This is a genomic window from Flavobacterium hibisci, assembly GCF_020026925.1.
Taxonomy (GTDB): Bacteria; Bacteroidota; Bacteroidia; order Flavobacteriales; family Flavobacteriaceae; genus Flavobacterium; species Flavobacterium hibisci.
This window is the reverse complement of record NZ_JAIQDW010000041.1, coordinates 1-5,405: the sequence shown is the minus strand read 5'-3', so window position 1 is coordinate 5,405 and position 5,405 is coordinate 1. Positions and strand designations below refer to the sequence as shown.

Annotated in this window: 2 tRNA genes and 3 rRNA genes; all 5 read left to right on the top strand. The window is 47.9% G+C overall.

Going from position 1 to position 5,405, the window contains the following annotated elements:
* Nucleotides 1-145 precede the first annotated feature (145 nt).
* Nucleotides 146-1,661, top strand: a 16S ribosomal RNA gene (locus K8B81_RS20730).
* Between the two features lie 129 nt (nucleotides 1,662-1,790).
* A tRNA-Ile gene (locus tag K8B81_RS20725) sits at nucleotides 1,791-1,864 on the top strand.
* Between the two features lie 93 nt (nucleotides 1,865-1,957).
* Nucleotides 1,958-2,031, top strand: a tRNA-Ala gene (locus K8B81_RS20720).
* Between the two features lie 196 nt (nucleotides 2,032-2,227).
* Nucleotides 2,228-5,109: ribosomal RNA gene (locus K8B81_RS20715) — 23S ribosomal RNA — on the top strand.
* A gap of 159 nt (nucleotides 5,110-5,268) precedes the next feature.
* Nucleotides 5,269-5,378 (top strand): 5S ribosomal RNA (gene rrf / locus K8B81_RS20710).
* Together the 16S, 23S and 5S rRNA genes with 2 tRNA genes alongside form the textbook arrangement of a ribosomal RNA operon.
* Nucleotides 5,379-5,405: the final 27 nt, after the last annotated feature.

Here is a 5,405-nt window from a genome sequence, read left to right as displayed (position 1 = left end):
ACGTTCGTAGACATATTGAATTGACAGCCGTTTTGAAAGAGATTTCAAGACAAAATAATAAGAGTAATGGAATCGGGAGATTCGAAAAAGAACCGATAGATATTCGTCGAATAATAGTTAGCCTGGATTATCAGGCAAAAAATATACGATGAAGAGTTTGATCCTGGCTCAGGATGAACGCTAGCGGCAGGCTTAACACATGCAAGTCGAGGGGTATCCCGCTTTCGGGCGGGAGAGACCGGCGCACGGGTGCGTAACGCGTATGCAATCTACCTTTTACAGGGGGATAGCCCAGAGAAATTTGGATTAATACCCCATGGTATAGTGAGTTGGCATCAACATACTATTAAAGTCACAACGGTAAAAGATGAGCATGCGTCCCATTAGCTAGATGGTAAGGTAACGGCTTACCATGGCCACGATGGGTAGGGGTCCTGAGAGGGAGATCCCCCACACTGGTACTGAGACACGGACCAGACTCCTACGGGAGGCAGCAGTGAGGAATATTGGACAATGGGCGCAAGCCTGATCCAGCCATGCCGCGTGCAGGATGACGGTCCTATGGATTGTAAACTGCTTTTATACGAGAAGAAACACTCCTTCGTGAAGGAATTTGACGGTATCGTAAGAATAAGGATCGGCTAACTCCGTGCCAGCAGCCGCGGTAATACGGAGGATCCAAGCGTTATCCGGAATCATTGGGTTTAAAGGGTCCGTAGGCGGTCTTGTAAGTCAGTGGTGAAAGCCCATCGCTCAACGGTGGAACGGCCATTGATACTGCTGGACTTGAATTATTAGGAAGTAACTAGAATATGTAGTGTAGCGGTGAAATGCTTAGAGATTACATGGAATACCAATTGCGAAGGCAGGTTACTACTAATGGATTGACGCTGATGGACGAAAGCGTGGGTAGCGAACAGGATTAGATACCCTGGTAGTCCACGCCGTAAACGATGGATACTAGCTGTTGGGCGCAAGTTCAGTGGCTAAGCGAAAGTGATAAGTATCCCACCTGGGGAGTACGAACGCAAGTTTGAAACTCAAAGGAATTGACGGGGGCCCGCACAAGCGGTGGAGCATGTGGTTTAATTCGATGATACGCGAGGAACCTTACCAAGGCTTAAATGCAGACTGACCGATTTGGAAACAGATCTTTCGCAAGACAGTTTACAAGGTGCTGCATGGTTGTCGTCAGCTCGTGCCGTGAGGTGTCAGGTTAAGTCCTATAACGAGCGCAACCCCTGTTGTTAGTTGCCAGCGAGTAGTGTCGGGAACTCTAACAAGACTGCCAGTGCAAACTGTGAGGAAGGTGGGGATGACGTCAAATCATCACGGCCCTTACGCCTTGGGCTACACACGTGCTACAATGGCCGGTACAGAGAGCAGCCACTGGGTGACCAGGAGCGAATCTATAAAGCCGGTCACAGTTCGGATCGGAGTCTGCAACTCGACTCCGTGAAGCTGGAATCGCTAGTAATCGGATATCAGCCATGATCCGGTGAATACGTTCCCGGGCCTTGTACACACCGCCCGTCAAGCCATGGAAGCTGGGGGTGCCTGAAGTCGGTGACCGCAAGGAGCTGCCTAGGGTAAAACTGGTAACTAGGGCTAAGTCGTAACAAGGTAGCCGTACCGGAAGGTGCGGCTGGAACACCTCCTTTCTAGGGCCCCATATGTTAGTGGCAACACACGTTGGGGATAAAAGATGATTGTTTTGAAAGTTCTGAATCGTAAGGTTCGATTACTCTTGCTGTTAATTTAAAGAAATAATGAAAATTAAGTAAAAACAGAGTCTCGTAGCTCAGCTGGTTAGAGTACTACACTGATAATGTAGGGGTCGGCAGTTCGAGTCTGCCCGGGACTACTATTTTAACTTAAAAAAAAGGAAATTTTAGAGGTTGAGACCTTATGGGCAATAATTCATAACTCATAACTAATAACTCATCACTAATAAAATGGGGGATTAGCTCAGCTGGCTAGAGCGCCTGCCTTGCACGCAGGAGGTCAACGGTTCGACTCCGTTATTCTCCACAGATAGTATCAAGATGATAGTATCAGGCATTAAGACAAAATCTTAATACTTAGTACGGTAGTCTTAATACATATTAAAGTTCATTGACATATTGAGATAAGAAAAATTTAAAAAGTAGAAAGCGTTTTTTGTCATAGCAGCAATGCGAATAGCAGAAAACAAAAAAAACGGATCATATTGATTTATGATTTGGTACAATAAGCAAAATAAGGGCGTATGGGGGATGCCTAGGCTCTCAGAGGCGATGAAGGGCGTGATAAGCTGCGAAAAGCTGCGGGTATGGGCACACACCATTTGATCCGCAGATACCCGAATGGGGCAACCCACTATGTTGAAGACATAGTACACCGATAGGTGGGCAAACCCGCTGAACTGAAACATCTAAGTAGGCGGAGGAGAAGAAAACAAAAGTGATTCCGTAAGTAGTGGCGAGCGAACGCGGATTAGCCCAAACCAGTTATGTTACGGCATAGTTGGGGTTGTAGGACCACGACATTTCATGCACAAGGAACCGGAATTTTCTGGAAAGGAGAACTATAAAGGGTGATAGTCCCGTATGGGTAACAAGTGTAATGGATAGTGGTATCCTGAGTAGGGCGGGGCACGTGAAACCCTGTCTGAATTTGGCGGGACCATCCGCTAAGGCTAAATACTCCTGAGAGACCGATAGTGAACCAGTACCGTGAGGGAAAGGTGAAAAGAACCGTGAATAACGGAGTGAAATAGATCCTGAAACCATACGCTTACAAGCGGTCGGAGCCCTTTTGTGGGGTGACGGCGTGCCTTTTGCATAATGAGCCTACGAGTTAACGTTGCTGGCAAGGTTAAGTGGTTAAGCCACGGATCCGTAGCGAAAGCGAGTCTGAATAGGGCGCTTTAGTCAGTAGTGTTAGACGCGAAACCGTGTGATCTACCCATGGGCAGGATGAAGCGCTGGTAACACAGTGTGGAGGTCCGAACCGGTTGACGTTGAAAAGTCTTCGGATGACCTGTGGGTAGGGGTGAAAGGCCAATCAAACTCGGAAATAGCTCGTACTCCCCGAAATGCATTTAGGTGCAGCGCTGGCTATAGTTATATAGAGGTAGAGCTACTGATTGGATGCGGGGGCTTCACCGCCTACCAATTCCTGACAAACTCCGAATGCTATATAATGTTTACCAGCAGTGAGGGCTTGGGTGCTAAGGTCCAAGTCCGAGAGGGAAAGAACCCAGACCATCAGCTAAGGTCCCCAAATATATGCTAAGTTGAAAGAACGAGGTTTGTCTGCCCAGACAGCTAGGATGTTGGCTTGGAAGCAGCCATTCATTTAAAGAGTGCGTAACAGCTCACTAGTCGAGCGGACGAGCATGGATAATAATCGGGCATAAGCATATTACCGAAGCTATGGATTTACAGTTTACTGTAAGTGGTAGGGGAGCATTCCAGCAGGGTTGAAGGTGTATCGTAAGGTATGCTGGACTGGCTGGAAAAGAAAATGTAGGCATAAGTAACGATAATGCGGGCGAGAAACCCGCACACCGAAAAACTAAGGTTTCCACAGCTATGCTAATCAGCTGTGGGTTAGTCTGGTCCTAAGGCGAACCCGAAAGGGACAGTCGATGGCCAACGGGTTAATATTCCCGTACTACTGATTACTGTGATGGGGTGACGGAGTGATGAAAGCGCCGCGAACTGACGGAATAGTTCGTTAAAGTACCTAGCTATATTTCCTATAGGCAAATCCGTAGGGAATGGTGAAATACGATAGTACTCGGAGTCTTCGGACAAAGAGATAGTGCGCCTAAGGGCTTCCAAGAAAAACCTCTAAACTTCAGGTAATCAGTACCAGTACCGTAAACCGACACAGGTAGTTGAGGAGAGAATCCTAAGGTGCTCGAGAGATTCATGGCTAAGGAATTAGGCAAAATAGACCCGTAACTTCGGGAGAAGGGTCGCCCCGAGCAATCGGGGCCGCAGTGAAGAGGTCCAGGCGACTGTTTATCAAAAACACAGGGCTCTGCAAAATCGCAAGATGAAGTATAGGGCCTGACACCTGCCCGGTGCTGGAAGGTTAAGAGGAGATGTTATCTTCGGAGAAGCATTGAATTGAAGCCCCAGTAAACGGCGGCCGTAACTATAACGGTCCTAAGGTAGCGAAATTCCTTGTCGGGTAAGTTCCGACCTGCACGAATGGTGTAACGATCTGGACACTGTCTCAGCCATGAGCTCGGTGAAATTGTAGTAACGGTGAAGATGCCGTTTACCCGCAGTGGGACGAAAAGACCCTGTGCACCTTTACTATAGCTTAGTATTGACCTTGGATAAATGATGTGTAGGATAGGTTGGAGACTTTGAAGCGGCGTCGCCAGGCGTTGTGGAGTCATTGTTGAAATACAACCCTTTGTTTATCTGAGGCCTAACCCCGCAATGTGGGGGACAGTGCTTGGTGGGTAGTTTGACTGGGGTGGTCGCCTCCAAAAGAGTAACGGAGGCTTCTAAAGGTTCCCTCAGTACGCTTGGTAACCGTGCGTAGAGTGCAATGGCATAAGGGAGCTTGACTGAGAGACATACAGGTCGATCAGGTACGAAAGTAGAGCATAGTGATCCGGTGGTTCCGCATGGAAGGGCCATCGCTCAAAGGATAAAAGGTACGCCGGGGATAACAGGCTGATCTCCCCCAAGAGCTCATATCGACGGGGGGGTTTGGCACCTCGATGTCGGCTCGTCACATCCTGGGGCTGGAGAAGGTCCCAAGGGTTGGGCTGTTCGCCCATTAAAGTGGCACGCGAGCTGGGTTCAGAACGTCGTGAGACAGTTCGGTCTCTATCTACTGTGGGCGTTAGAAATTTGAGTGGATCTGATTCTAGTACGAGAGGACCGAATTGGACTAACCTCTAGTGTATCTGTTGTCCCGCCAGGGGCACCGCAGAGTAGCTACGTTGGGAAGGGATAAGCGCTGAAAGCATATAAGCGCGAAACCCACCACAAGATGAGATTTCTTTTAAGGATCGTGGAAGATGACCACGTTGATAGGCTATAGATGTAAAGGCAGTAATGTCATAGTCGAGTAGTACTAATAATCCGTAAGCTTATGTACACCCTTTTCCCGAGGCGCAAGCCTCGGGGAGAAACTTTCTAATACTAAAATTGTTTTCTTTATCTCAGTATGTTAAGATATTGTCCGCACCGCGGAAAGTTATGAGTTATAAGTTATGAGTTGAAGAACTGCAAACTATAAACTGTAAACTGATAACCTTAAGGTGGTTATTGCGGCGGGGCTCACCTCTTCCCATCCCGAACAGAGAAGTTAAGCCCGCCTGCGCAGATGGTACTGCAGTTTTGTGGGAGAGTATGTCGTCGCCTTTCTTCAAGAACCCTATTCTGGATAAGAAT